At 71.5% G+C, this 25,986-nt stretch carries 20 protein-coding genes; 11 read left to right on the top strand and 9 right to left on the bottom strand.

The window, feature by feature from the left end:
• Window positions 1–14: 14 nt before the first annotated feature.
• A complete protein-coding gene (locus D7W82_RS00305; protein WP_120616374.1) occupies window positions 15–680 on the bottom strand; it encodes a hypothetical protein in 666 nt (221 codons plus the stop codon).
• Between the two features lie 114 nt (window positions 681–794).
• Between D7W82_RS00305 and D7W82_RS00300 the strand changes: the two genes are divergently transcribed.
• Window positions 795–3,020, top strand: a complete 2,226-nt coding sequence (locus D7W82_RS00300; RefSeq protein ID WP_120616373.1) for a serine/threonine-protein kinase — start codon at window positions 795–797, stop codon at window positions 3,018–3,020.
• Here D7W82_RS00300 and D7W82_RS00295 read toward each other — a convergent pair whose 3' ends face one another.
• Window positions 3,021–3,353, bottom strand: a complete 333-nt coding sequence (locus D7W82_RS00295) for a rhodanese-like domain-containing protein (RefSeq protein ID WP_120616372.1) — start codon at window positions 3,351–3,353, stop codon at window positions 3,021–3,023.
• A 101-nt stretch (window positions 3,354–3,454) separates the two neighbouring features.
• Here D7W82_RS00295 and D7W82_RS00290 point away from each other — a divergent pair, with 101 nt between their 5' ends.
• A complete protein-coding gene (locus D7W82_RS00290; RefSeq protein ID WP_120616371.1) occupies window positions 3,455–3,838 on the top strand; it encodes an iron-sulfur cluster assembly accessory protein in 384 nt (127 codons plus the stop codon).
• 78 nt (window positions 3,839–3,916) lie between these two features.
• On the opposite strand, the gene D7W82_RS00285 is transcribed toward D7W82_RS00290, so the two are convergent.
• The 3 genes from D7W82_RS00285 to D7W82_RS00275 are packed head-to-tail and all read right to left on the bottom strand — an operon-like array spanning window position 3,917 to window position 6,059.
• Window positions 3,917–4,435 (bottom strand): acyl-CoA thioesterase, encoded by a 519-nt coding sequence (locus D7W82_RS00285; RefSeq protein ID WP_120616370.1) that lies wholly within the window; start codon window positions 4,433–4,435, stop codon window positions 3,917–3,919.
• Between the two features lie 36 nt (window positions 4,436–4,471).
• A complete protein-coding gene (locus tag D7W82_RS00280) occupies window positions 4,472–5,227 on the bottom strand; it encodes a deoxynucleoside kinase (RefSeq protein ID WP_120616369.1) in 756 nt (251 codons plus the stop codon).
• 13 nt (window positions 5,228–5,240) lie between these two features.
• Window positions 5,241–6,059 (bottom strand): glycerophosphodiester phosphodiesterase, encoded by an 819-nt coding sequence (locus tag D7W82_RS00275; protein ID WP_120616368.1) that lies wholly within the window; start codon window positions 6,057–6,059, stop codon window positions 5,241–5,243.
• A 159-nt stretch (window positions 6,060–6,218) separates the two neighbouring features.
• Here D7W82_RS00275 and D7W82_RS00270 point away from each other — a divergent pair, with 159 nt between their 5' ends.
• The 3 genes from D7W82_RS00270 (at window position 6,219) to D7W82_RS00260 (ending at window position 11,502) form a co-directional block, all read left to right on the top strand.
• Window positions 6,219–7,295, top strand: coding sequence for a hypothetical protein (locus D7W82_RS00270; RefSeq protein WP_120616367.1), 1,077 nt, complete (start codon window positions 6,219–6,221; stop codon window positions 7,293–7,295).
• Window positions 7,296–7,510: 215 nt separating this feature from the next.
• Window positions 7,511–10,537: a serine/threonine protein kinase gene (locus tag D7W82_RS41170; protein ID WP_233587203.1), complete on the top strand. Its 3,027-nt coding sequence runs from the start codon at window positions 7,511–7,513 to the stop codon at window positions 10,535–10,537.
• 158 nt (window positions 10,538–10,695) lie between these two features.
• On the top strand, window positions 10,696–11,502 hold the full coding sequence (locus D7W82_RS00260; protein WP_216617598.1) for a hypothetical protein: 807 nt from the start codon (window positions 10,696–10,698) through the stop codon (window positions 11,500–11,502).
• A gap of 78 nt (window positions 11,503–11,580) precedes the next feature.
• On the opposite strand, the gene D7W82_RS00255 is transcribed toward D7W82_RS00260, so the two are convergent.
• Together D7W82_RS00255 and D7W82_RS00250 are read right to left on the bottom strand one after the other, a co-directional pair.
• Window positions 11,581–12,765 carry a hypothetical protein gene (locus D7W82_RS00255; RefSeq protein ID WP_120616366.1) on the bottom strand — a complete coding sequence of 395 codons (1,185 nt, stop codon included), beginning with the start codon at window positions 12,763–12,765 and terminating at the stop codon, window positions 11,581–11,583.
• Between the two features lie 22 nt (window positions 12,766–12,787).
• Complete coding sequence (locus tag D7W82_RS00250; RefSeq protein ID WP_199727651.1) at window positions 12,788–14,350, bottom strand: hypothetical protein; 1,563 nt, start codon at window positions 14,348–14,350, stop codon at window positions 12,788–12,790.
• Between the two features lie 172 nt (window positions 14,351–14,522).
• Between D7W82_RS00250 and D7W82_RS00245 the strand changes: the two genes are divergently transcribed.
• On the top strand, window positions 14,523–14,918 hold the full coding sequence (locus D7W82_RS00245) for a metallothionein (protein WP_120616364.1): 396 nt from the start codon (window positions 14,523–14,525) through the stop codon (window positions 14,916–14,918).
• Between the two features lie 51 nt (window positions 14,919–14,969).
• On the opposite strand, the gene D7W82_RS00240 is transcribed toward D7W82_RS00245, so the two are convergent.
• The gene (locus tag D7W82_RS00240; protein WP_120616363.1) at window positions 14,970–15,581 is read right to left on the bottom strand and encodes a hypothetical protein; all 612 of its coding nucleotides are present in this window, start codon (window positions 15,579–15,581) and stop codon (window positions 14,970–14,972) included.
• An 89-nt stretch (window positions 15,582–15,670) separates the two neighbouring features.
• Window positions 15,671–16,603, bottom strand: coding sequence for a quinolinate synthase NadA (gene nadA / locus D7W82_RS00235; protein WP_120616362.1), 933 nt, complete (start codon window positions 16,601–16,603; stop codon window positions 15,671–15,673).
• Between the two features lie 378 nt (window positions 16,604–16,981).
• On the opposite strand from nadA, the gene D7W82_RS00230 reads away from it, so the two are divergent.
• The 5 genes from D7W82_RS00230 to D7W82_RS00210 all read left to right on the top strand — a co-directional run bounded on the left by D7W82_RS00230 (window position 16,982) and on the right by D7W82_RS00210 (window position 25,986).
• Window positions 16,982–19,426: a PilZ domain-containing protein gene (locus D7W82_RS00230; protein WP_120616361.1), complete on the top strand. Its 2,445-nt coding sequence runs from the start codon at window positions 16,982–16,984 to the stop codon at window positions 19,424–19,426.
• Window positions 19,426–20,211 carry a methyltransferase domain-containing protein gene (locus D7W82_RS00225; RefSeq protein WP_171424062.1) on the top strand — a complete coding sequence of 262 codons (786 nt, stop codon included), beginning with the start codon at window positions 19,426–19,428 and terminating at the stop codon, window positions 20,209–20,211. The genes D7W82_RS00230 and D7W82_RS00225 overlap by 1 nt, the downstream gene beginning before the upstream one ends.
• Window positions 20,208–23,135, top strand: a complete 2,928-nt coding sequence (locus D7W82_RS00220) for an ATP-binding protein (RefSeq protein WP_120616360.1) — start codon at window positions 20,208–20,210, stop codon at window positions 23,133–23,135. Before D7W82_RS00225 ends, D7W82_RS00220 begins: the two co-directional genes overlap by 4 nt.
• 172 nt (window positions 23,136–23,307) lie before the next feature.
• Entirely contained in the window at window positions 23,308–24,696 is a 1,389-nt protein-coding gene (locus tag D7W82_RS00215) for a peptide MFS transporter (protein WP_120616359.1), read from the top strand.
• Window positions 24,697–24,810: 114 nt separating this feature from the next.
• Window positions 24,811–25,986: an FIST signal transduction protein gene (locus D7W82_RS00210; protein WP_233587202.1), complete on the top strand. Its 1,176-nt coding sequence runs from the start codon at window positions 24,811–24,813 to the stop codon at window positions 25,984–25,986.

The following is a 25,986-nucleotide window of genomic DNA, read 5'->3' as shown; positions in this document are numbered from 1 at the left end:
TAAGAAGGGCGGTGTTACCGATCAGCGGGCGGGTCCGCCGGAGGGGCGGTGGGCGCCCCCGGCGCGGCGGCGCCAGGTTCCGGCGGGGCTTCCGGCGTCGCGGCGGCGTCAGGCGCGGGAGTCGCGGCAGCGGGCTCCACGGGCGTGGCTTCCGCGGGCGCGGCCTGGGGCAGGGGAGGGATGGGGTGCTCCGGCGTCACCCCTCGCCGCGTGACGGCGTACAGCACCCGCACCAGCAGGAGCCCTCCGGCGAGGATCATCAGGACGCGCCAGACCATGGGTGGGACCGGAGGCTCGCTCACGGTGAAGCGCGCGTGGGCCGCCTTGGGGCGGGTGGTGAGGAAGCGCACGTCCACGTCCCACGTGCCGGCCTCGTCGGGGACGAACTCGGTGCTCCAGCCCACGGCGTCGCGCGTCAGCGTGCGCGTCACCTGACCCGGCACGCCCTCCCGGGAGAACGCGACCGTGACGGCGCCCTGGAAGGGAGGGCCCTGGAGGTTTCCCACCGACAGGGTCAGCCGCAGGGGCTCGCCGGGGCGGGGGACGGCGGGCGTGAGGACGCCGCTCAGCTGGTCCTCCGCGTCCCGCCAGGACAGGGAGAGCAGCTCCCCCTTGCGCTCGACCTGGATCTGATCCGGCGCGGGGGCCGCGGCGGCATGAAGGGCCAGCAGGCAGGTCATGGCGACCCACCCCAGCAAGGTGGTCCTGCGGCTTTGCCTCATGGGCCGCTGTCCCCTAAGATGCGCTGCCCTGTCACCTTCCACCAAGCTTGCTCCCCCCGGGGAGTCCCCGGGATGAACCCTCAAGCATTCGGGAAATACCAGCTCCTCAAGAAGCTCGCCACGGGCGGCATGGCCGAAGTCTGGCTTGCGCGTCAGACCGGCATCGAGGGCTTCCAGAAGGAACTCGTCGTCAAGCGCATCCTCCCGCACCTCGCGGAGGACCGCGAGTTCGTGGAGATGTTCAAGAACGAGGCGCTGATCGCCGCGCGCTTCAATCACCCGAACATCGCGCAGGTCTACGAATTCGGCGAGGCCAACGGCACCTATTACATCGCCATGGAGTTCATCCACGGCGAGGACCTGGGCCGGGTCATGCGCAAGGCCAGCGGGATGAACCAGTGGATCGCCCGTCCGCTGGCCATCCGCATCGTCGCGTCCGCGTGCGAAGGCCTCTACTACGCGCACAGCCGCACGGATGACCGCGGCCAGCCGCTCAACGTGGTGCACCGCGACATCAGCCCGCAGAACATCCTGATCAGCTTCGATGGCTCGGTGAAGCTGGTGGACTTCGGCATCGCGAAGGCCGCGGATCAGGCGTCGATGACGAAGTCCGGCGCCATCAAGGGCAAGTTCGCGTACATGGCGCCCGAGCAGGCCGCGGGCAAGCACCTGGACCGGCGCGCGGACATCTTCGCCATCGGCCTGGTGCTGTACGAGATGCTCACCGGGCACCGGCCGCTCAAGAAGGACTCGGAGCTGGCCACGCTGCAGGCGGCCATGGAGTGCTCCATCCCGTCCCCGTCCGAGGTGGCCGACGTGCCCCGGGACATGGACCACGTGGTGATGCGCGCCCTGGCCAGGAGCGCGGATGACCGCTACGACAACGCGCGCGAGTTCCAGACGGCGCTGGAGGAGCTGCTCGTCAACGAGCGCTGGCTCGTCACCTCCGGACAGATTTCGGAGCTGATGAAGACGCTCTTCGCGGATCGTCTGAGTGAGGAGCTCAAGCAGGGCCAGTTCGTGCCCGTGGGCGAGGACTCCAACACCGCGCCGCCCCGGCCGCCCCCGGACATGAGCTGGGAGGCCCCGCCGGGCGAGTCGCCTTCGCAGTCGCGCGAGCGCTCGCGGGGCAACTCCACCCGCACGGGCGCCGCGCCCCGCCGCTCCACGGGCATGTCGCCCGCGCTGGCGGAGGATCCGAACGAATACGACGCGCCGTCGCTCACCGGCGTGGAGCCGCAGCCCCGGCGCCGCTCCAGCGTGTCGGAGCCGGCGGTCCGGCGCGGCACGTCCACCAGCAACCCGAACGCGACGCAGATCGCCCGCACGAACTCGCGCCCGGACCTGCGCAGCCAGTCCGGGGACGACGTCCCTCCGCCCCGGCGCACGATGTCGCGCGGGGCGCCGGTGTCGGAGCCGCCCATGCGTTCGCGCTCGGGCGTGCACCGCATGGAGCTGGAGGACGACGAGCGCACGCGCCTGCCGCCCCCGGAGGATGATCCGGAGACGGAGCCCGTGCCCGCGCCGCCGCCTCCGCGCCGCCGCACCAGCACCAGCCAGTCCGCGGTGGAGCCGCCTCGCCGCCGCACCTCCAGCCGCGTGGACGCCCCGCGCCCGCGCCCGGTGGCCCCGCCGGTGGACGACGAGGACTCCGGCGAGCGCCGCCCGTCGCGCTCCAGCGCCCCCGCGCTCCCGGAGCCGGCGAGGCCCGGGGGCGGCAGCGTTCGCGCGCTGGTGACGGTGGGCCTGGTCGTGGGCCTGCTCGCGATGGGCGTGCTCTTCCGCGAACCCATCCTGCTGGCGCTCACGTCCAAGGCGGCGGACGCGCAGGGCGTGTGGCTCACGGTGAACACCAACCAGCCGGTGAAGGTGTCCGTGCGGCACACGGAGCGCTGCAACAGCCCGGAGCCGGTGACGATGCTGGGCACCGCGCCGCTCACGCGCGTGCAGGGCGCCCACCTGCAGGACACGCTCATCCTGGAGAACGACGCCCAGGGCATCTACCTGGAGGACTCCGAGGAGCTCGCGTTCGGCCAGCCCGGTGAGCTGAAGACCTTCGAGCGCAGCTTCAAGGAGGGCACCCTCCGTTTGAAGATCCTGCCCAGGAGTGTGACGGGCCTGTCTGTCTACCGGAACAACCAGCTCATCGGGAACGCGAGCACCACGCTCAAGCTGATGGAAGGCAAGCACATCCTGGAGCTGCGCGGCGCCAAGCTGAAGGAGCCGGTGACGTTCGAGGCGAAGGTCAGCCCCAGCGAGGTGACTGACCAGACGCTCAACCTGGATACGGCGATGTAGCTAGTAGCGCGGCAGGGCAGGGTCCACGGTGCGCGAGTACAGGTCGATGCCGCCCTGGAGCGACACGGCCTCCAGGCCCCGGTCGATGAGGTACGCGGCGCCGTCCAGGCTGCGCACCCCGTGGTGGCAGTAGACGACCACGGGGCGGCCCCGGAGGGACTCCAGCTGCTCGTGGAAGTCCTCCAGCTCCGGCAGGGGCATCAGCACCGAGCCGGGCAGGGCCACCCACTCGTGCTCGTGCGGGAAGCGCACGTCCACCAGCACGGGGCGTGACTCGGGAGGGCCGGCCAGGCGCCGGGCCAGCTCGGCGGGGGTGATTTCGGGGATGGGCATGGGGGTTATCTTCTGTTGAGCCGGGAAGGGGCCCGTCAGGTCCCTTGGCTTTTCAGGCGCCAGGGCGTTATGAGGCGCCGTCTACGAGGAGATTGAAGCACATGGATACTTCTACCGCCGTCACCGGCTCCACGCCGGCCTCCCAGCCCGCCGCCTCCGCGCCCGTCGTCCTGACGGCCGCCGCCATCGCCCAGGTGAAGACGGTCATCCAGGCCCAGGGCTTCCAGGGCTACTTCTTCTCCATCCGCGTGGTGCCCTCCGGCTGCAGCGGCCTGGGCTACGACCTGAACCTCGTCAAGGAGACGAAGGCCGGCGACCAGACCTGGGAGCAGGACGGCGTCACCATCGCCACCGACGCGCTGAGCGCCCAGTACCTCTCGGGCACCCACATCGACTACGTCACCAGCATCACCGGCGCGGGCTTCAAGTTCGAGAACCCCAACGCCAAGTCGTCCTGCGGCTGCGGGACGTCGTTCACCACCTGATCCGCCGTCTGACGGATTGCCGTGGAGGAAGGGCCGGGATGGGACGCCAGGCAGGCGTGCCCCCGGCCCTTCGTGCGTTCAGGCGCCGGCCACGGGCTTCATCACCTTCATCCAGTTCTGCTCGCCCTGACCGCGGTTGCGGCGCTGGGCGCGGCGGGCCTCCGCCTCCTGGAAGGCCTGGCGCTCCGCCTCCGACTCCAGGAGCAGCGGCGGCACGGGCACGCCCTTGCCGTCCTGGCCCTGCGCCACGAACGTCAGCAGCGCGCTGGTGGTGAGGTGCCGCTCACCGGTGAGCGGGTTCTCCGCGTGCACGGTGACGCCCACCTCCAGCGAGGTGCGGAACGCCGCGAGCACGCGGGAGTGGAGCAGGGCAATCCAGCCCACGCGGATGGGGGCGTGGAAGTGCAGCTCGTCCATGGAGGCCGTCACCACGACCTGACGGCAGTGGCGCTGGGCGGCCACGGCGCCGCAGATGTCGATCCACTGCATCACCTTCCCGCCGAACGCGGCGTTCAGGTTGTTGGCGTCCGGAGGGAGGATGAGCTGCGTCATCACCACTTCGGAGTCGCGCGGGCTCTTGGGGCTGAGGTCGTGCATGGCGCGACGGAGCGTCGCACGAGAGTCGGTATCGCGTCAGGCCAGGAATGCGGACACGCGGTCCATGAACTCCTCGCGGCCCGCGCCCTTGCGGATGTCCGACTTGGAGACGTCCACCACCAGGCACTCCACGCCGTACTTCTCCTGGAGCACCTGGGGGAAGCCCGCGTAGTAGCCGTTGAGGCCCTTGAGGAAGGGCCGCCCGATGCCCTTCTCCTCCGCGCGGCCGCGCGTGCGGATGCGCTGGAGCAGCACCTCCTCCGACGGCACGTCGAAGCAGATGACCTTGTCCGGCCGCACGATGTGGCGCGACAGCCGCTGGAAGTACTCGTAGTACAGGTCCAGCTCCGCGTTCGTCATGTGCCCCAGGCCGTGCAGGTACTTGGCGAAGATTTCGGGGTCTTCATACAGCGTGCGGTCCTGCACGCAGCTCTTCCTGACGGAGTGGATGAGCTCGTGGTGCTCCACGCGCCGGATGAGGAACTCCAGCTGCAGCGTGAACGACCACCGCGTCATGTCGCCGTAGTAGTCACGCAGGAAGCGGTTGTCGATGACGGGCTCGTCGAAGAGCTCGAAGCCGAAGCCCTGGCTGATGAGCTTCGCGGCCGTCGTCTTGCCCGCGCCGATGTTGCCCGCGAGCGCCACGAAGCGCTTGGCGCGCGGCACCTTCACCTTGGGCTTGAGGGCGTTGCGAGCGGGCTTCTTTCCGGCGTCGGCCGGGGGCGGCGCCTGGGTCGAGGACGGCTCGGTGCGGGACGTCGCCGGACGCGCGCGGGCGGTGGAGCGGGGCATGGAGCCCGAAGGCTTAACCCGGCTTTCCAGAGGCGTCCATTCGCTGGCGGAGCAGGTCCGGCCGGTCGGTCATGATGCCGCCGATGCGCTCGGAGATGAGCCGGTCCATCTCCGCCGGATCATCCACGGTCCACACGTTGATCCACTTGCCGCGCTCGGCCGCGGCCTTGAGCAGCACGTCGTCCACCAGCCGCACCTCGCCGAAGTACAGCGGCATGTCGAGCACGCTGAAGCGCGCGTCCTCCGGCGGCGCCTCGCCCGCCTTGAGCGCCAGGACGAACGCGGCCAGCGCGTCGCGCGGGTAGAAGTGGCACGCGTCGGGAAGCTCTTCGTGGAGCCGCTCCGCGATGACGTCCTGCTCGCTGCCCAGGCACACGCGGCCCAGGGCCCCTTCCTCGGTCAGCAGGCGGGCGAGCACGGCCTCCGCGCCCGGCACGTCCGGCTTGAGCTCCACGTTGAGGCGCAGGGCCGGGAAGGCGCGCAGCACCTCGCGCAGTGTGGGCAGGCGTATGCCCTGGCCTCGGAAGGGGAAGGTGCGGCCCTCGTCCGGCGTGAAGCGGTGGCCCGCGTCCAGCTTGCGCAATTCGGAAAGCGTCAGCGCCGCGAGCGGGCCTTCGCCGTCGGTGCAGCGCTCCAGCGTGTCGTCGTGCGCGACGATGACTTCACCATCGCGCGACAGGTGCACGTCCAGTTCCAGCATGTCCGTGCGGTGCGTGTGGACGGCGCGCTGAAAGGCCTCCAGCGTGTTCTCCGGCGCGAGCAGCGCTCCGCCGCGGTGCGCGATGTGGAGCGTGGGCTTGAGCCCGTGAAGAAACATGTCGCGCGGCAGCATGATCCACCTATTCCTGAATTGACGATGATGTCACGGACAGGGCCTCGGTCCGTTCCTTGCCGGCCCTACGGAGCCACCGGTATAAGGGTCTGAATCCTCAGCCCGACTGGCGTCGGACTTCAACCACCTCGGCGCCCTTCACCCCCCGGAGAATTTCAAATGGAACTGCGCACGAAGCTGGGCGCTGCGGCGCTCCTGGCTGCCGCGGCGATGGCCACCGCGGCCGGCTGTGGCGGCCGTGACGACGAGAACCCCACGCCCACTCCCGACGCCGGCTGCACGGGCGTCTGCAGCACCGACGCGGGCACCACCGACGCGGGCTCTGACGCGGGCACCACCGACGCGGGCACCACCGACGCGGGCACGGCCAACCAGATCGCCGCGGCGCGCAAGCTGTCGTTCGGGAACAAGGCGACGCTGCGCGACGTGGTCATCTCTGGCGTCCACTACGAGAAGCTCAGCGAGCAGGGCAACGGCTCCTGGCGCTCGTACTTCTGGGTGACGGATCCGGCCGCTCCAAAGGAGGGCCTCTTCATCCACAAGTTCTACACGGACACGCCGGACGCGTATCACCCGCAGATTGGCGACACCGTCGATATCGAGGGCTACTTCGGCACGGAGGGGAACTTCACGCCGTTCACCGGCCGCCGTCAGCGTCTGGCCAATCAGCGTGACCCCGCGGTGCCGCTGGCCATCACGCCCAAGATCACGGACGCGGGGACGGCGAACCTGCCGGCCGCCAATGAGGTAACGGCGGAGGATCTGACGGCGTCGCTCGCGGTGGCCCAGAACAGCGCGGCCTACCTGGGCACGCGCGTGCACCTGGCGGGTCCGCTCACGCTGACCAACCCGCAGCCCGTCCAGTTCCAGCGCCTGGACAACGAGGACGCGGGCACCCTCTATTACGGCTTCGAGGTTACCGGTGGCATCCTCGTCTACCACGACAAGACCCGGTCCCGGACCTTCAGCGACGGCGGCACGTTCGAAGGCTGCGACTTCCAGAAGGCGGCCCTGGATGGCGGCTCGGTGACGTTCCCCAACGGCATCAGTGGCGTCTGGGACACCTACACCTTCGCGCCCTGCAAGAACGGCAGCTCCGACATCACCGGCTGCGGTGACAACGATCCCGACAGCGGCGTGCCGGGCATCACCGACAAGCGCTACACCTACACCATCATCCCGCAGGGCTGCGAAGACCTGCCGGGCGAGGTGGCGGGCCCGGTGGCCCCGGAGTAATCCGCCTTCCGCCTGACGCTTTTCCCCGTCCGCCTCCCAGGGCCCTCGTGCCCTGGGGGGCGGTCGTGTTTCAGGGGCCCGAAAGTTCGCGTGCCCCGCGGGGCCTGCCTAGAGTCCGGCGCCGGGCGGGTCGGACGGCTCCCCCCGGGGCGGGAATGCAGGTAGGCTCCGGACACGCTTCAAAGTTCCACCCGCGGCCCACACCTTCCACGTCCTTGAGCTCGCCCCAGACGGCCACCCCGTTCGGCAAATATCTGCTCATCAAGCGCCTCGCGCTGGGTGGGATGGCGGAGCTTTTCCTGGCGCACAAGCCGCCGGATCCGACGCTGGTGGTCATCAAGCGGATCCTCCCGTACCTCTCCGAGGAGCCGGAGTTCGTCCAGATGTTCCTGGACGAGGCGCGCATCGCCGCCCAGCTCCATCACCCCAACATCGTGCAGGTGCACGAGCTGGGGATCGAGGGAGACAACATCTTCATCTGCATGGAGTACGTGGAGGGCGTGGACCTGCGCCGCGTGCTCGCGGAGGAGTTCAAGTTCGGCGCGTCCATGCCGTACGGCGTCGCGGCGAAGATCTGCGCGGCCATCGCCGCGGGCCTGGACCACGCGCACTTCAGCCGAGGCGTGGATGGGCGCCCGCTGGAGCTGATCCACCGGGACGTCTCTCCGCAGAACGTGATGATCTCCTACGACGGGCGCGTGAAGCTCGTCGACTTCGGCATCGCCAAGGCCGGCGCGTTCATGGAGCGCAGCAAGCCGGGCGTCATCAAGGGGAAGTTCCTCTACCTCTCTCCCGAGCAGATCCTCCAGGAGCGGCTGGACCACCGGGCGGACATCTACGCGCTGGGGGTGATGCTCTACGAAATCACCACCGGCAAGCAGCCCTTCCACCGCCCCACCACGGAAGGCATCCTCTACGCCATCCGCTACGAGGAGGCGACGCCGCCGCACCTGGTGCGCCCGGACTACCCGGAGGCGCTGTCGCGCATCGTGATGCGGTGCCTGGTGAAGGACCGCACGCTGCGCTACCAGCGGGCCTCCGACGTGCGCAAGGACCTGGAGGTGTTCCTCGCGTCCGGCGTGCTCAAGCAGAGCCTGGACGTGGCGCAGTACATCGCGCGGCTGTTGGGGGAGAAGGAGGAGCGCACCGTGCTCCACATCCCCCCGGCGAAGCGCGCGGGCCGGCACGAGGCCACCCTGCCGCTGCCGCCGCTGCGCACGCCGCTGCCGCCTCCGGTGCCCGAGCTTCCGGAGGACACCGCCGCGCGCACGCTGCCCCTTGCGGACGCGGAGGACACCGCCGCGCGCACGCTGCCCCTGTCGGACGTGGAGGACACGTCGTCGCGCACGTCGCCGCTCGACGAGGACACGGGCGCGCGCACCCTGCCGCTGGGCGGGACGGCGTCGCCGCCGCGAGGGCCCTCGGCGCTGACGCCCGTGGGGCTGGTGTCCCGGCCTCCCGCGCGCAGGCCCACCGCGGAATCTGCGGCGCTGCGCGCCTGGGACTCGGAGGAAGGGGAGCCGGAGACGCAGATGGCGCGGCCGCGCGACCTGCCCTCGGGCCACGACGACGACGATGATGACGGCGAGTCCACCGCCGTCGGGACGATGCCCGGCGCTCCCACGCCGCGCCGCCACCTGGAGCCCGTGTTCGAGGCGGAAGCCTGGGACGAAGAGGAGGCACAGGAGGAGGACGACGAGGGCGACTCCACCGTGCCGCTGCGCGCGCGCCGTCCCCGGCCCGTCGCGCCCACGCCCGCACCGGCGCGGCGCAATGGCCCTCCGGAGGCCACCGCGCGCTCCGGGTCGGGAGAGCGGGGCGGGGGAGACCGTTCGCGGCGTCCTTCGTCCGGCGTGGCCATGCCTCGCGGGGCGGGTGCCGGGGATGATCCGTTCGCGCCCACCGCGCGTCGCACGCCGGAGGGACGCGCCACGACGCCGCCACCTGGCCCGCGCCGGCCGGGCATGGCGTCCGCCAACGACGGCCGCTCCGAGCCGCTGTCCTCCGGCCCCCGCCGCATGGGCGACGACGGCCGCTCCGAGCCGCTGTCCTCCGGCCCCCGCCGCATGGGCGACGACGGCCGCTCCGAGCCGCTGTCCTCCGGCCCTCGCCGCATGGGCGACGACGGCCGCTCCGAGCCGCTGTCCTCCGGCCCTCGCCGCATGGGCGACGACGGCCGCTCCGAGCCGCTGTCCTCCGGCCCCCGCCGCATGGGCGACGACGGCCGCTCCGAGCCGTTGTCCTCCGGCCCTCGCCGCATGGGCGACGACGGCCGTGTGTCGCAGCCGCCAGGCCCGCGCCGTGGGGCCTCTGCGTCCAGTGACGCGAACCGCTCCGCCCCGTCCGGAAACCCGGGGGCTCGCAATGTCCGCCCGCCGCCGCGGCCGTCACCCGAGGACGACGAGCGCTTCAACACCGACCCGGGACCCTCCGCGGTGAGCCTCACGGGTCCGACGCCCGTTACGATCGGAGACCCGGACGACGACGAGTCCACCATCGGGTTCCAGGCGCCGCGAAGGCCGCCGCCCCGTCGGGCCGTGCGCGCGCCCGTCGAGGAGGACGAGGACGAGGACTACGACGACGCGGGCCCCGACACGCTCGATTCCTCCCGGTCGCCCCGGCGCTCGCGCGCCATCCTGGTGGTGGCGGGCGTGGTGCTCGTGGCCGTGCTGGGCCTGGGGCTCGCGTGGATGATGGGCCTCTTCGGTCCGGAAGCGCAGGCTCCCCCCGCGCCCATGAAGGGGCCTCCGGCGGGAGGCCCGGCCCGGCCCGGTCCCCAGGGAACGGCCCCCGTGAAGGCGCCCACGCCACCCGCTCCTGTCCCGGCCGAAGCCGCGCCGTCGAAGCCCGCTGAACCCGCCCTCGCGGACACCGCCGCGCGGCAGCCCATTGAACCCGCCCTCGCGGACGCCGCCGCGAGCCCGCCGGACGCAGGCCTCGCGGTGGCCGCGGCGGGCACCGAACCCGCGGCTCCGCTGGCCGTCGCGACGGCGGCTCCGGCCGAGCCCCCACCCCCCGCCACCGTGGAGGTCCGCTTCGAGGCCCCGGTGCGCACCGTGCTCGGCCGGCCGGGGGGCGGAAAGCTGCCCATCAACCAGGTGGTCGCCCTGGCTCCGGGCCCCCTTCGCGTCCAGTACACCTGCCCGGGAAGACGTGCACCTCGGGGCATCGAGACCTACAACGTCCGACCTGTAACCGGGGAACTCCAGACGCTCCGGGTCCCATGCCGCAGGCGGCGCTAATTGGCACGGCGACTTACGCGTATGCGGCATCCGCACCCCCCGGAGGACACGTAGGACCGGGTAAGCTTGAGTGCCCTTAAGTCGTTGGAATTCCTTGGCTTTCCACCAAGCGGGCGCGTTTACACATGTCAGAGGGGTCCGTAGACTCCGGCCCCTCTATGGCTCGCGCGAAGAAGCAGAAGAACATCAACCGACAGAGGACCTACCCCGCGGGGAGGGTGGCCCGGCAGCTCCCGGTCGCCCCAGAGCCCAACCGACTGGTGAAGGTGTGGCGGCGCGTGTTGGAGCGCCGGCTGCGCACGCGGCTGCGGGGGAAGGTGGCGGTGGAGATCCACGACAACACCCACACCATGCTGACGTTCCAACGGCAGCGGGCGCTGTGGCGGCTGAGGCTGCACCACATGTTCCTGGCCGCACCGGACGAAGTGCTCCAGGCGCTCGCGAGCTTCGTGCGCAAGGGGGACCCGGACGCCAGCGCGCTCCTGGACCGCTACATCGAGCGCAACCGCATCTTCATCCGCCGGCTGTCCCCGGCGCAGATGCGCAAGCGGCTGCGGCTGTCCCCAGTGGGGCGCTACCACGACCTCGGCCGCATCTATGAGCGGCTCAACGAGCGCTACTTCCAGAGCCGCATCGACGCGGCCATCACCTACGGGCCGGCGCCCCGGGTGAAGGGGCCACGCAAGAGCATCAAGATGGGCTCGTACTCGGCGGACTCGAAGGTCATCCGCATCCACCCGGCGTTGGACCAGCCGCTGGTGCCCCGGTACTTCGTGGAGTGGATCGTCTTCCACGAGATGCTGCACCACGTCTACCGCGCCCGCCGGGGCGAGGACGGCCGGCGCTGCATCCACCCGCCGGAGCTGATGGAGCACGAGAAGCGCTTCCACGACTACCAGCGGGCGCTCGCCTGGGAGCGGGAGAACCTGGACCTGCTCCTGTGCGCCCGCACGGAGCAGCTCTGAAGCAAGCGGGCCCGCTCCCGGGGCGTCTCCGGGACGCGGGCCCTCCTGACGGCTCCTCCTGAGGGCTCCGGGGTGCCGTCAGGGCAGGATGAGGCCGCCGGGGCTGCGCCGCTCGCCCGTGGGGGCGGCAGGAGGCGCTTCGGGGGCCGGGGCGCCCTGCTCCGCCTGGGCCTGGGCACCCGCCGCGGCCAGGACCAGGACCTTGGCGAAGAGCGCCTCCGCGAAGAGCGAGAAGGGCTCGTCGAGTCCGTGGAAGAGGCGCCGCGCCTCGCCCCTGGCGATGTCCGCCTGGAGGGCCCGCGCGGTCGCGTCGAAGAAGGCCGCCATGCGCCACAGGCGGCGCGCGTAGCGCTGGCGCACCTCCGGGGTGAAGAAGGCCCGCGCCGCGTCCAGCACCCGCTGCCGCACCTGTTCCTTGCGCTGGGGCCCGCTCAGCGCCAGCGGGCTCGAGGCCAGCGCCTGCACCTGCTCCATCAGGCCCCGCACCTCCGCGTCGGGCGGCACCCACTCGGCGATCTCCGGCGTCGCATGGAGCTGATCGCCCTCCAGCGCGCGGCGCACGTCGTCGGGCTCGGGGGCGGGGAGGGGCTCGGGCTCCTGGGGCTGGACCCCGTGGTGGCGCAGCGCGGCCTCCAGGTCCGGCGGGAAGGGCGTGCGGGTGCGCAGGTTGAGGGCAACGGCCTCGGCGAGCAGGCGGGCCCCCTCCTCGCGGGAGACCTCCATGCCGAAGCCGTTCTTCAGCCCGTGCTTGAGGATGCGGCGGATGTCCCCGCGGCTCTGCTCCGTGCGGGTGAGCTCCAGCACGCCCTGCTCATCCGACGCGACGACCTGGAGCAGCTCCACGCCGCCGCGCACCACGCGCGTGAGCAGCAAGCCGTACTGCCCCGCCGACGACACCACCGTCACCAGCGTGGGCAGCGTCTCCGGGGCGGGAGCCGGGGGCGCCTCCTTGGGCGCTTCCGGCGGGGTGACGCCGCGCGAGCGCAGCCGGTAGAGCGCCTTCTTCGCGGCCTTGGCCAGCGGCTTCACCGGCGAAGCGGACAGGGCCTCCGGCAGCGCCACCTGGCCCGCCAGCACGGCGGCCTCCAGCACCGCGCCCGCCAGGGGCTCGGGCAGGGCCTCCACGGCCGAGGCGGACGCGGAGCCCACGTCGTCCGCGAGCTTCCGGGCCTGGGCGACGTCCGCCTCCGGGAAGGCGGGCAGGGGCGTGCCGGCGCGCAACGCATCCAGCAGGGGACGGGGCTCGGTGGAGGCAGGGCTCATGCGCCGGTTTCTACTTCACGCCCTACCGCCGCCGCACCAGCCAGCTCCCTCCGCTCTGTCCCACGATGACCAGTTCCGACTGGAGCCGGGCGCCGAAGACGCGCGACGGATGCACCCCGCGCACCAGGAAGTGGTCGTACCAGCTGCCCTGCGTCGCGTAGTTCATCTCCTGCGGCCGCCACTCCGAAGGGAAGGTGGGCGGCACCTCCCCCCGGTAGCGCAGCGGCGAGTGGGGCGTGGTGGCGAAGGTGAAGTTGGGCACCCCGCCGCGCTCGCGCGCCACCACCGCCGCGGCGTGGATGAAGACGGGGAAGCGCACCACGCTGGAGCGCGGGTCGAACACCAGCCCCATCACCTTCGGCCGATTCGCGGCCAGCTGGGACAGCGCCTCCAGCTCCCGGGCCTCCTGGGAGAAGCGCTGGAAGCCGCGCCCCATCACGAAGGCCAGCAGCAACGCGCTCGCCGCCGCGGCGAGCCCCAACGGCCGCCGCCAGTCCGCGCGCGCGGCCGGCATGCTCGCCACCAGCAGCGCCGCGGCCAGGTGCGCGTAGCGCGTGTTGAGGTAGTAGACGTACCCCCGGATGTCGAAGGGCAGGAGGAAGTAGAGCGCCAGCGCCAGCACGCCCAGCCCCAGCAGCCGCCAGCGCGCCACCGGGCCCTCGCGCCGCGTCCCCGGCTGCACGAGCCCCAGCACCCAGCCCGCCACCGCCACCGCGCTTACGGCATACAGCGGCCAGCGGTCCGAGCCGTCGTGGAACGTGTTGGCGAGCACCTGGAAGAACTCCGCGCGGTTCTGCTCGAAGCCCTTCCACGCCAGGTTCTGCGGCGAGAACGTGGGCCCCCACGCCTTCCACGGCGCGCCCGGCTGGATGTCCGGCGGGTTGCCGAACCGCAGCACCACCCACGACAGGAACAGCGCCACGCCGGGCACCACGCCCAGGAGCGCCGGCACGCGCGGCCGCAGCCGGGCCACGATGCCGCTGGCCGCCGCGTCCTCCGGCACCGGCGTGGTGACGAGCAGCCACGGCAGCCCGAACGCCAGGAACCCGAAGGCCTGCACGTGGAAGAGCAGCACCGCCACCAGGCACACCGCCAGCCCTACGCCCCAGCGCGGCCGGCGCGGCGCGTCCGTCAGCGTCCGCACGAAGAGGCCGCAGCACACGAGCGTCAGCGGCAGGGCCGCCAGGTAGTTGATGAAGCCCCAGCCGAAGCTGTCCCCGTACGCGAGCGGCAGCGTGAGCAGCGCGGGCCACGACGGCCGGCCCAGGCTGCGCGACAGGAAGGCCATGCCCAGCGGCATGCCCACCACGTACGCGGTGAGGAAGACGCGGTTGGCCAGCTCCAGCGGCAACAGCCAGTTGAGCGCGCTGACGAGGTAGTAGTAGCCCAGGTACGGCGTCAGCTCGTGCCGCGCCGCGAACAGCGTGGGGTAGAGCGTCGTCGGGTCGTCCAGCCGGTGCAGCACCGAGATGAGGTACAGGTGCTGCGGCAGGTCCACCATGGGCAGCAGGCGCGACACCCAGAGCGGGAGCGCCCCCAGGACGAGCGCGGCGGCAAAGGCGATGCGGGCGGTTCGGTTCGTCACGGGCAGGAGGGCGCGGACTGTACGCGCGCGCCCCCGCGCCGGGCGAGCGCACCGTGGGCTCCGTTGAAGGGTAGGCAAAGGTACGTGCGAATGCCTTGGCAGGGGGAGTGCCCTGGGCTATAGGCCGGGACGGCGGGCGCCTCCCCCCGGGCCTTCGCGAAGGAGAACGGACATGGCACGCAGCGCGACGTTGATGACCGCGGGTTTGCTGCTGGGAGGCCTCTGGCTCCTGCCCACCAGCGCCCACGCCTGCGAGGCCCATGCGAAGGCGGCCGCTGCCTCCAAGACGGGCACCGCGCCCCAGACGCCGGCACCGGAGACCCGCGGGGCTCCGGAGGCGAAGCAGGACGACGCGCCGCGCCCCCTGGAGGAGCTGGATCAGCTGCTGTCGGCGAAGTGCTCCTGCGGCAGCAAGGCGGACTGCACCTGCAAGCGCGGCAAGTGCGAGTGCTCCAAGTGCTCGGGGCGCCATGCGCCGCGCCAGGTGATGGATGCGCTGCGCGGCCGTCCCGCCACGCAGGAGCTCCAGGAGGCGCGCAACGACGCCTCCGCCGGCATCTTCATCTGAAACGAAAAGGGGGCCCGTGAAGGGCCCCCGTGGGAACACCGGCGAGGTGGCTCAGGCCGCCGGGCTGGAAGGACGCCCGCGCGGGGCAGGGGTTCCGCCCTCGGCCACGAGCACCGGCCAGCCGCGCGCCATGGCCTCGCGGAAGAAGGCCGCCAGCTGGTGCCGGCTGCTGTTCACCGCGCCCTGGAACGGGTCGATGAGGGCCTCCTCGCCCAGGCTCTCCTGCGAGGACAGCTGCACCGGGTTGCCGCAGCGCTCGCAGCGGATGGACACCTGGCGCACCAGGGCCACCGGCACCGCGTAGCGGGCGCCGCACTGGCCGCACTTCCACACCAGCGCGCGCTCGCCGGCCTCCCGGCGGGCCAGGTGCTCCAGCTCATCCGCCAGGCGCAGCAGCGCCGGCAGGTCCTGGGGCGGCTGGGCGAAGATGGCGCTCGGGCCAAAGCCCTTGCCCGGCGAGCCCAGGGCCGCTGGACGGTCCCCCTGGAGCAGGGCGCGCAGGCGGTCGCGGGCCTTCAGGTCGCGGAACTCGGCGCCGGCGAGGGCTCGCTCCACGGCCTCGTGCACCGGGGGCAGGTCCGGCTCGAGGCGCTCTTCGTCCGGCAGGGTCTTGGGGAAGTCCACCAGCCGGTGGGCGGGAAGTGCGAGAAATCGGAAGGCCACGTCCCTTCCATGGCACTTGGGCCCGCCATCCGCAAGGCGCGAGTTGGCGAACGTGGGACGCGGGCGACAGTCCCCGCGGCCCGCTTCCCTCAGGCGGACCACTCCAGCATCCGCTGCAGGGGGGCGAGCGCCGCGTGCTGCAGGTCCGCCGGCAGCACCAGCTCCGGCGTCCTGTCCTTCATGCAGCGGTAGAGCTTCTCCAGCGTGTTGAGGCGCATGTACGGGCACTCGTTGCACGCGCACCCGTTGTCCGGGGGCGCCGGGAGGTACGTCTTGTCCGGCGCGGCCTTCTTCATCTGGTGGAGGATTCCCGCCTCCGTCACCACGATGAACTTCTTCTTCGGGCTCTTCACCACGTAATCCAGGATGGCCTTGGTGGAGCCGATGAAGTCCGCGTGCCGCAAGACCTGCTGCTCGCACTCCGGATGGGCCACCACCTCCGCGTCCGGATGCTCCACCTTCAGCCCCACGAGCTTCTTCTCGCTGAAGATTTCATGGACGATGCAGCTGCCCGGCCACAGCACCATGTCGCGGCCCGTCTGCTTCATCACGTGCCGGCCCAGGTGTTGATCCGGCGCGAAGAGGATGGGGCGGTCCTTCGGAATCTGGTTCACGATGCGCACGGCGTTGGACGACGTGCAGATGACGTCGCTCATCGCCTTCACCGCGGCGGAGCTGTTCACGTACGACACCACGAAGGCGCCCGGGTGTTTGTCCTTGAACGCCTTGAAGGCCGCGGGCGGGCACCGGTCCGACAGCGAGCAGCCGGCCTTGAGGTCCGGAAGCAGCACTTGTCGGCTGGGATTCAGAATCTTGGCGGTCTCCGCCATGAAGTGCACACCGCAGAAAACAATCACGTCGGCTTCCGTCCGCGCCGCCGCCTGCGCCAGCGCCAGGCTGTCACCGACGAAGTCGGCCACGTCCTGCACTTCGCTCTCCTGGTAGTAGTGCGCCAGGATGACCGCGTTCATGGAGCGCTTCAGCTCCCGGATTCCGCCCTCGTAATCCACCGTCTCGCCCATGGGGGGCCTCCTCGTCGCCCGCGCATTCTGTAACGGCGTTCGCGGCCTGGGGCCAGGGCTCTCCGCCGGCTCCCGTGCGTGCGTCCCTACCCACCAAGGGGTCCCACGCGACCGCGCGTCTTTAACCTATTCCGAAAAGTCCTCTCACCCCCGCGTACATCACCTAATCCATAGGAGCAGGTAAAGTACGCGGTGGTTGTTCGCCGGCGGCTCACCGGGATGGCGTTTCAGCGCGGGCCCGCTGGCAACAGAGAGAGCACCTGGCTCGGACACTCAAGACATGCGGATGGCGGGAACGGGGCGCGTGCGAGCCCCGCGTCGACGGGAATGGCGCCATGCACGGGCGCCGATGTGTCTCTTGCGCGTCGGGGGAAATCCATGAGCGTGCCGACCCACGAAGTCCTCATCGTCCACCCCAACGAGATGCGTCGCAACGCGCTGAAGTCCGCGTTGAACACGCACCGCGTTTCAGTGGTGGGCTCTCAGCTGGAAGCCACGCGGCGCATGGAGGCGACCGCGCCCACGTTGATCATCGCGCCCGCGGACAACGCGCGCCGCTTCCTGCGCCACGTGGACCGCGCGGCGCCGGAGGCCGTCTGCGTGTTCGTCTGCGCCCGGTCGGATCAGCACGGGCTGGAGGAGCTGGTGGAGACGGCCGCGGAGGGGCACGTCTTCAGCACGGTGGACGACGCGCTGACCGAAGGCGAATTGCAGATGCGCCTGCGCGACATCCTCCAGCTGCGCGCCTCCACGCGCGTGTCGCTGGATGCCGGGATGCGCGTGGACTTCCTCTTGCGCGGCCAGGCCTTCAGCGCCGAGTGCCAGGACCTGGGCCACTTCGGCGCCGCGCTCCAGGTCCCCATGGACGCGTCGCTGGCGGCCTTCCTGCCGGGCACGCCCCTGGACTCGCTGACCATGCTGCGGGACGGCCGGCCCGTGCTGCACGTGGCCCGCGCCTACGTGCGCCACGCCACCCCCGTCCAGCAGGGGACGCACGCGTTCCTGCGCGTGGGCATCTCCTGGCGGCTGGCGCATGACGAGTCCACCGCCGCGCCGCCGCGCACGCTGCGGGACGCCGTGGCGGTGCAGGCCGCGCTGCGCAAGGCGCTCCGGCGCGAGCTGCCCGTGTGGCTGCACCCCGCGGAGAGCCAGACGGCGCACTTCCTCCTGGAGTCCGCCACGGTGGAGCCCTCCGACGAACGGGGCCTGTTGCGCGGGCAGGTGTCCCCGGTGCTGCCCGCGAGCGTGGGCGAGGTGGTCCACCTCTCCTTCGAGATGGGCGGCCAGCGCTACCGCGGCGTCACCAGCATGCTCCACGTGGGACATGACGGCGTGGCGCTGGGGATGCCCCGCTCGCTCGCGGTGGAGAACCGGCGCGGCCAGCAGCGCTTCCGCCCCAGCGCGCAGCACCGCTTCCTCGTGCGCTTCACCTCGCCGTTCAGCGGCCAGCGCATCACCCGCGCGGTGCTGGACCTGGGCGCGGGCGGGTTCGCCTTCCCCATCGACGCGTCGTGCGAGGTGCTGCCGGTGGGCTCGCTGCTGGACACCATGCTGCTCCTGCCGGATGGCTCGGAGGCGGCGTGCCGCGTGGAGGTGCGCTCGGTGGACGTCGTGCCCTTCGAGTCCCGGCATGATCAGCGCCTGCGGCCCTACCGCTGCGGCGTGCGCATCCTGGACATGCCGCGCGCGGTGCGCGACGCCATCGTGGACGCGTTCGTGTCCGCGAGGGCCCCCCAGGTCCGCGACGCCGCGGTGTTCCGCTTCCCGGACGTCTGGCGGATGATGGCGGACGCCCGCTACACCTTCCACCCGGACCACCCCTTCGGCGAGGAGTCCCGCGTCCTGCCCGTGCTGGAGGCGACGTACGAGCGGCTGGGCCGCGCGCGCGAGCTGGGGCGCTCACTCGTCTTCACGGACGCGAGCCGGCTCCTGGGGCACGTCAACGGCCTGCGCATGTACTCCGGCACGTGGCTGGTGCAGCACCTGGCGGTGATGCCGAGCTTCCGGCGCAGCGAGCAGATCTCCAGCGAGCTCACGTCGCTCGCCGTGGAGGTGGGCGAGGCGATGGAGGACGTGGAGTTCATCCGCTACATGTGGCGCACCGACAACCGGTGGCCGCACCGGCTGGGCTCGTGGCTGGCGCGCGTGCTGGAAGGGCAGGGGCTGTGCCACCTGCGCCAGTTCCACTACCTGCGCGCGGACCTGTCCCAGATGCCCACCGTGGACGCGGGGGCGCTGCCGGCCGTGCGCGAGGCGCGCCCGGAGGACCGCCAGTGGCTGGAGTCGTACCTGCGCCGCCGGGGGGAGATGGTGCGCCTGCTCAGCGAGGACCTGGGCGCGGACCCCGGCCCCGAGTCCGTCCTGGGCGCGCGCTTCCGGGCCGCGGGGCTGCACCGCGAGCGGCGGATGTTCGTGGTGGATGGGGACGAAGGCCCCCTCGCGCTGGCGCTCCAGGACGAGGCCACGCCGGGCCTGAGCCTCATCGAGGTCACCAACGGCTTCAACCTGGTGGTGGCGGACCGGCGGCACCCCCGCGCGAAGGACGCGGTGACGGCGCTGGCGCTGCGGTGCATGGCGCACGCGCGCGAGCGGGGCCGCGGCTCCGCGCTGGGCCTGGTGGACCCGCTGGACGTGCCGGTGCTGGGCGCCTGGGGCTTCGTGGACCAGGGCCTCTTCTCCGAGTGGACCTTCCACCGCTCCATGGTGCGCCGCTGGTGCGAGGCCTGGCGCTCGCTCTTCGAGCGGCAGATGCCCATGCGGCGCTCGAAGCAGCAGTCCGCTGGCCAGGCCGCGTCGTTCGCCCAGAAGCAGGAGGTGCGGTGATGTACCTCATGGAATCCACGGAAGAGGCCCGCCGCCTCCTGGAGCAGGAGCAGTCCCAGGACACGCGCGACATCCTCCTGCGCACGGGCCTCAAGCCGGGGGACCGCGCGCTGGACGCTGGCTGCGGTCCCGGCGGCATCGCGGAGTTGATGGTGGAGCGGGTGGGGGCGGGCGGCCACGTCACCGGCGTGGAGCTGCACGAGGGCCGCCTCGCGGAGGCGCGGACGCGCAACGCCCACCGCCCGAACGTGACGTTCCTCCAGGCGGACGTGCGCACCACGGGCCTGCCCCCGGATGCGTTCGATTACGCTTGGAGCCAGTATGTCTTCGAGTACCTGCCGGACCGGGACGTGGCGCTCGCGGAGCTCATCCGCGTGACGCGGCCCGGGGGGCGGGTGGTGGTGTCCGACATCGACGGGCTGGGCCTCCAGAACTGGCCCTTCCCGGAGCACCTGCGCGTGGGCACCCAGCGCATCGTGGAGGCGCTGGCGGCGCGCGGGTTCGACCTGTACGTGGGCCGCAAGCTGTATTCTGAGTTCCGCCGCGCGGGGCTCACGGACGTGCGGGTGCACCTGATGCCCTTCTACCTCTCCCCTGGCGCCGCGGAGGCGCGGCTCGTGCGTGACTGGAAGACGCGCTTCGAGGCGTTGGCGCCGGTGGGCGCGGCCGTGCTGGGCGGGCTCGAGGCCTACCAGTCGCACTGCGCCGACTTCCTGGCCATGCTCGAGGACCCGGAGGGACTGAAGTACGCGGTGACGCTGGTCACCGAAGGAACGAAGCCGTGACCCAACGCCTGCCGGCGGTGAAGGTGCAGGACGTGTCCGCGGACAACGCCCCCGAGGTGAGCGTCCGCGCCACGTCCACGCTGTTGCTCTTCTTCGAGCACCGCTATGGCGCCGAGCGGCTGGCGCGGGTGTGGCGCGAGCACGGGTTCAGCCTGGGGCTGGACTACATGCGCCAGCCCACCAACTACGTCTCGCTGCGCTTCCTGGAGCGCGTGGCCGCGGCGCTGCGCGAGGACTCCGGCGACTCGCGCTTCATGCGCGAGGCGGGCCTCTTCACCGCGTCGCCGCAGGCGCTGGGCTTCGTCTTCTACATGCTGCGCGCCTTCGGCTCGCCCAAGGCCTGCTACAAGCAGACCATCGACTTCTCCCCCAGCTACAACCGGGTGGGGGCGTTCACGGTGGACCTGCTGGAGCACAAGCGGCTCAAGCTGTCCTACCGCAGCAGCACCCCGGAGCAGAACCGCAACATCTGCGAGCTGCGCATGGGCCAGTTCGCCTCCTTCCCCACCATCTGGGGCCTGGCGCCCGCGGAGGTGCGGGAGTCGGAGTGCCAGGCGCTGGGCGGCCATGCGTGCCGCTACCACCTCACCTGGACGGATCCGCCCACCCTCTGGGGCCACTACCTGGGCCTGCTCCTGGGCATGGTGAGCGGGCTGCTGGCCACGCACCTGGGCTGGGGGGACGCGCTCTTCTCCGTGGCGTCGCTGGGCATGGGCGGCTTCGCGCTGGGCGGCTGGCTGGACCGGTGGCGCGAGCTCAAGCGCAAGGACGAGCTGCTCGCGGCGCAGGCCCAGGCGAACATGGGCTCGCTGCGCGAGCTGCAGCAGCGCTACGACGAGGTGTTTGGCAGCAAGGTGACGCTGGAGGACCGCGTCATCGCGCGCACGCGGGAGCTGTCGGAGGCCAACGAGAAGCTGGAGGCGGCGCTCGTCAAGCAGCGCGAGCAGGACCGGCTGAAGACGGAGTTCTTCGACAACGTGAGCCATGAGCTGCGCACGCCGCTCACGCTCATCCTGCTGTCGCTGGACGCGCTCCAGAAGGAGCCGGAGTCGCTGCCCGCGGTGCTGCGGCAGCACCTGGTGACGCTGGACCGGAGCACGCAGCGGCTCTTGCGGCTCATCGACAACCTGCTCAACCTGGCGCAGCTGGAGGCGGGCAAGGTGCGGCTGCGCTACCAGCCGCTGGAGCTGCACGCGTTCCTGTCCTCGCAGCTGTTGCCCTTCCGCACCGTGGCGGAGAAGCAGGGCATCACCCTCACGCTGGAGGGCGGGCCGGTGTCCGCGGTGCACGCGGACGCGGAGCGGATTGAAGGCGTGTTCCACAACCTGGTCTCCAACGCGCTCAAGTTCACTCCGTCCGGCGGCAGCATCGCGGTGCGGCTGCGCGAGGACGACACGGACGTGCACGTGGAGGTGGTGGACACCGGGCAGGGCATGGCGCCCGCGGACCTGGCCGTCATCTTCGACCGCTTCGCCCAGGCGGACACGACGGGCACGCGGCGCTTCGGGGGCAGCGGCATCGGCCTGGCGCTGGTGAAGGAGACGCTGGCCCTGCACTCGGGCGGCATCGAGGTGTCGAGCACGCCGGGGCAGGGCTCCAGCTTCCGCGTGCGGCTGCCCAAGGGCACCCAGCACCTGCGCGAGGACCTGCGCGAGCGCCGCGCCACGGACCTGCCCACGCGCCGCGAGCGCCGCAGCTCCGGCCGCTTCGCCACCGTGCTGGCCGCCACCGTCGCCGGAGCCCAGCGCCCCACGGAGCCGCAAGACCACACGCGCGCGGACGCGAAGGCCCCCCGCATCCTGGTGGTGGAGGACGACGCGGAGATCCGCGCCTTCATCGCGGACATCCTCGCGCCCAGCTACCGGGTGCTGGAGGCCGCCAACGGGGAAGAGGGCGCGCGCCGCGCGATGGAGGAGCGGCCGGACCTGGTGGTGTCCGACGTGATGATGCCGGTGCAGTCCGGCCTGAATCTCCTGGTGCAGCTGCGCGCCCACGCGCAGACGGTGGACATGCCCGTCATCCTGCTCACCGCGCGCCAGGAGGTGTCCGCCAAGGTGGAGGCCCTGGGCGCGGGCGCCAATGACTACCTGGGCAAGCCCTTCAGCCCGCGCGAGCTCCTGGCGCGCGTGGAGACGCAGCTGCGCCTGCGCGAGGCGGCCGTGCGCGCGGCGGAGAACGAGCGGCTGGCGGCCATCGGCCTGCTCACCTCAGGCTTCGCGCACGAGGTGCGAAACCCCCTCAACGGGCTGATGAACGCGCTCATCCCGTTGAAAGAGGTCATGCAGGGGAAGCAGACGGGCGGCGACCCGGACCTGGGCCCCGCGATGCTGGAGGTGATGGAGGAGTGCGGCCAGCGCATCCGCCACCTGGCGGAGTCGCTCTTGTCCTTCGTGCGCACGGCGGAGAAGCCGGTGTCGGTGCGGCTGGAGGCATCGCTCGACTCCACGCTCAACGTGCTGGGCTGGCGCATCCCGCCGGGCGTCGTGGTGGAGCGCGCGTACCAGTGCGCGGAGCCCATCTGGGGCGACCCTGGCACCCTCAACCAGGTGTGGCTCAACCTGCTGGACAACGCCGTGCGCGCGGTGGGCGACGCCGGCCGCGTGCTGGTGGAGACGGCCCAGCAGGGCGACGAGGCGCTCGTCACCATCGAGGACACCGGCGTGGGCATCAGCCCGGAGGACCTGGAGCGGCTCTTCCAGCCCTTCTTCTCCACCCGCGCCGCGGGTGAAGGCACGGGCCTGGGCCTGGCGCTCAGCCGGCGCATCATCTTGCAACACGGCGGCCGCATCCACATCACCAGCCAGCTGGGGAAGGGCACGCGCGTGGAGGTCCGGCTGCCCATGCGCCCCGCGCACGCGGAGCCCCTGGCCTCCACCCCCACCACGGGTGCGAGTGGCGGGCGGTGGTCGCGGCGGCTCGGCTGACGCGCCCGGCCACGAACGGGCGGGGCGCGGGGGCCCGAAGGGCTGCTCGCGCAGGGGGCGGGAATTCCCACGGACGCGGGGGGTCCTCTGTCCTCGCCGAGGGCGGGACTCCTGTTACAGTCGCGCGACTTTTCGTTCCCCCTCCCAAGAATCCGTTCGAGGAACTCACGGCATGCAAAGCACCGTCGCCGCGGGCGAGGCCCGCAAGGGGCATCCCCCGGGCCTGTATTTGTTGTTCGCCACCGAGATGTGGGAGCGCATGTCCTATTACGGCATGCGCGGCCTGTTGGTGCTCTTCCTCACCGACAAGGTGCGGGGTGGCTTTGGCTGGTCCACGGCGGATGCGCTGAGCCTCTACGGCACGTACACGGGCCTCGTGTACCTGACGCCGATCCTGGGCGGCTACATCGCGGACCGCTTCATCGGCCAGCGCAAGGCGGTGGTGCTGGGCGGCGCGTTGATGGTGATTGGACACCTGCTGCTAGCGCTCCCAGGCATCTCCATCTTCTACGCGGGCCTGGGCTTCCTCATCATCGGCAACGGCTTCTTCAAGCCGAACATCTCCACCATGGTGGGCGGGCTGTACCCCGCGGGTGACGGCCGGCGCGACGGTGCCTTCACCATCTTCTACATGGGCATCAACCTGGGCGCGGTGCTGGGCAACTTCATCTGCGGCACGCTGGGTGAGCGCGTGGGCTGGCACTGGGGCTTCGGCTCCGCCGGCGTGGGCATGACGCTGGGCCTGATCATCTTCATGGCGCTGGGGCGCAGGTTCCTGGGCAACGTGGGCCTCGCGCCCGCGCCGCGCCCCACCGAGGCGCAGAAGACGACGCCGGACGGCAAGCACCACGCCTTCAGCCGCCAGGAGTGGGACCGCATCATCGTCATCTTCATCATCGCGCTGTTCGTGGTGGCGTTCTGGACGGGCTTCGAGCAGGCGGGCGGCCTGATGAACCTCTACACGGACCAGAAGGTGGACCGGACCATGTTCGGCTGGGAGGTGCCCACCACCTGGTTCCAGAACTTCAACTCCGTCTTCATCGTGACGCTGGCGCCCCTCTTCGCGGCGGTGTGGGGCTCGCTGGCGGCGAAGGGCAAGGACCTGAGCATCCCGGTGAAGATGTCCCTGGGGCTCATCTTCCTGTCGGTCGGCTTCGCCTTCATGCTGGGCGCCTCCAAGGAGAGCGCGGCGGACGGCAAGGCGGCGGCGTGGTGGGTCATCATGGCGTACCTCTTCCACACCATGGGCGAGCTGTGCCTGTCGCCGGTGGGCCTGTCCATGGTGAGCAAGGTGGCGCCCCAGCGCGTCGTCTCCGCGATGATGGGCGTGTGGTTCCTGGCGAACGCGGTGGCCAACAAGCTGTCCGGCGTGCTGGGTGGCTACTCGGAGAAGATGGGCGAGTTCAGCGTGTTCCTCACCATCGTCATCGGCGCGGGCCTGGCGGGCGTCATCCTGCTGTTCCTCGCCCCCATGCTGAAGCGCATGATGCACGGCACGGACGAAGTGACGCCCGCGCCGACGCCCGCGCACCAGGAAGGCACCGTCCACCCGGCCACCTGAGCCGGACAGGGCAGCCTTGCTGAAACACGAACGCCGGAGCGCCCCCAGGGTGCTCCGGCGTTTTTCATGCGCCGCGGGGACCCTGCACGCCCGCTCCCGCGTGGGTATCGATTCATGAAGCCCATGCGGATCCAGATTGGAAAGAGCCGCTCGCCGGATTGCACCGCCGCCGCGCGGGAGGCGAGCCAGGAGGCGCTGCGCGGCGCGGACGCCGCCACGTTCGCGCTCGTGCTGTGCACGGACCAGTACGACGCGGCGGCGCTGGCGGCGGCGGTCGGAGCGGAGCTCGGGGACATCCCCTGGGCCGGGTGCTGCGCGGCGGGCGTCTTCGTGGGGACGGAGCTCCTGCTCCAGGGGCTGGTCATCGCGCTCTTTCGCGGCGACGACTTCCGCGTCGGCGTGGGGATGGGCGGTCCGGTCAGTGTCAACCCGAGGGCCGCCGGGCGCGCGGCGGTGGCCGAGGCCGTCAGCAAGCTGTCTCCCAAGCCGCCCGGATACCGGCGGACGCTGTTCGTCCTTCCGGACGCGCTGAGCGGCAACTCGACGGAGGTCGTGCGCGGGGCCCAGCAGGAGGCGGGCGCGGGCATCCGTTGGGCGGGGGGCGGAGCGGGCAACAACGTCCGGTTCGTGAAGACGGCCCAGTTCACCCAAGGGCATGCCTACCAGGACCAGGTGGTCGTGATTGCCTTCGATGCCCTGTCACCCTTTGGCGTGGGCATCCAGCACGGCTGGTATCCGTATGGTCCGCCCTCGCAGGTCACGAAGGCCCGGGGCTCGGTCGCCGTGGAGCTGGACTACGAGCGTGCCTTCGAGGCCTACCGGCACACGGCCGAGAGCCGGGGGGATGCCCTGGACGTGCGCAGTTTCCCCCGCTTCGCGATGACCCACCCGCTGGGGATTCCCCAGGCCAATGGCGAGTTCGTGATCCGCGACCCCCTGGCCGTCGAACCCGACGGCTCGGTCCGCTTCATCGCCGAGGTCCCGGACGGCTCCCTGGTCCGCGTGATGGAGGGCAAGCGCACGGACCTGCTCGACGCCGCGGCCGGCGCCGCCACCCTGGCCCGGGAGGCAACCCCTGGCACGCTGGGCGGCGCGGTGGTGTTCGATTGCGTCTCCCGGTACCTCGTCCTGGGGGAGGGCGTCCGGGACGAGCTCTCGCGGTTCCAGGCCGCGCTGGGAGCGGGCGTCCCGGTCGTGGGCTGTCTGACCCTGGGCGAGGTGGGGGCCATGGGAGGCGCGGTCCCCCAGTTCCACAACAAGACAGCGGTGGTGGTCGCCCTGCCTGGATGA

The sequence above is a fragment of the Corallococcus sp. CA049B genome (assembly GCF_003611685.1).
Classification (GTDB): Bacteria; Myxococcota; Myxococcia; order Myxococcales; family Myxococcaceae; genus Corallococcus; species Corallococcus coralloides.
This window is presented reverse-complemented; position numbering and strand designations above follow the sequence as displayed.